This window comes from Candidatus Streptomyces philanthi (assembly GCF_059553635.1).
Genome location: NZ_JCANQV010000593.1, coordinates 1 through 1,463, shown reverse-complemented (window position 1 = coordinate 1,463; position 1,463 = coordinate 1). Strand labels below are relative to the sequence as shown.

General features: G+C 74.8%; 1 protein-coding gene. It reads right to left on the bottom strand.

Annotation, left to right across the window (positions count from 1 at the left end; all coding sequences use genetic code 11):
- The coding region (locus tag AC51EU_RS30480) for an HtaA domain-containing protein (protein WP_496270325.1) at positions 1 to 1,271 on the bottom strand (1,271 nt) is incomplete at its 3' end.
- Positions 1,272 to 1,463: the final 192 nt, after the last annotated feature.

The following is a 1,463-nucleotide window of genomic DNA, read 5'->3' as shown; positions in this document are numbered from 1 at the left end:
GCGGGCGGCCGCGAGGTGGCGCCGCGGGTCGGGGAGGCGGTGGGCGTGGGGTCGCTGCCGAGGTCGGGCAGGGGCGGCAGGGCGGCCTCGCGGTCGAGGGCGACGGCCAGGGAGACGGGGTCCATGGCGGTGCCGGGCCCGTACATGCCGCCGAAGACCTCGGCGCCGCGTCCGGTGAGCGTGGCCGGGGCCTCGGAGACGGTGATCAGGCCGTTCCTGGGCTTGAGGGTGCCGGTGGGGAAGGTGACGAGGGGAACGTGGCGTGTGGTGGAGCCGTGCGAGATGACGTCCGCGTAGAGGGTGCCCCGGCCGTTCTCCGCCGTGACGGCGACCTTGCCGAGGGTGAGGTCGACATGACTGCCGGTCAGCCGGAGGGTGCCGGTGAACGCGGCGTCCAGGGCGGCCTTTTCGCGGTCGTAGGAGCCCTTGCCCCGGGGGAAGCGGAAGAGGGCTCCGCCGTCGCGGGCGCCGCCGGAGAGTCTCCAGGAGCCGCGGTTGACGGGTCCGGTGACGTATTCGCGGAAGGTGCGGCGCACTCCCCAGTCCACGGCGGCGTCGGCGAGGGCCCCCTTCGGCAGCGGGGTGTCCGACGCCTTCGGTGACGCGGGGGCCGTTTCCGGCTCCGCGGTGCGGACGTCGGCGGAGAGGCTGACGGGGTCCAGGGGGGTGCCCGCGGTGTAGTAGCCCGCGAACGCGCGCGCTCCTTGGGAGGTGAGGGTCGCCGGTACGCCGGTGAGGGCGACGGGGGTGGTGCCGCCGCGGGTGTCGACGCCGGAGAGGTGGAGGGTGGCCAGGGGGACGCGGCGGCCGCCGACGGGCCTGCCGGAGCCCTTCTCCTTGCCGTCCACATCGGCGTAGAGGGTGCCCCGGCCGCCGGAGACGACGACCTCGGGGCGGCTGACGGTGAGGTCGAGCGCGTACGAGCCGTCGGGGGCGCGGTGCCCGGTGAAGCGGACGCCGCCGGAGTAACCGGCGCGCAGGGCGCCGCTCTCCGGGTCGTAGGTGCCGGTGGCGGAGTGGAAACGGAACCGGCTGTCGCCGACCGTGGCGGCGCCGCCGGTCGTCGCCCAACTGCCCCGGGCGACGGGCCCGGTGACATAGGACTGGAAGGAGGACTTGATCCCCCAGTCGAGCCGTCCGCCGAGGACGGTGCGTGGCGCGGCGTGTGCCGGGGCGGCGGGCAGTACGGCGGCCGCGATCGCGGTCACGAGTACGGCGAGGAAGGGCGTGAGCACGCGTCGGCGGCCGCTCGTCCCGTGGGACAGCAGCATCGGATACCCCCTCAGGGAGAGAATGACTTAGGTAAGGCTAACCTAAGACATCTCCGGCTTCTTCGGGTACACCACCCGTCCCGGCCGGCCACCACCCCACGCGACAGCCGTGCCCACGGAAAGGCGGGACAGTGACCACAGCCCTCGACGAGACGGCCCGGCGCCGGCCGCGGCCCCCCGGCCTCCTCGCGG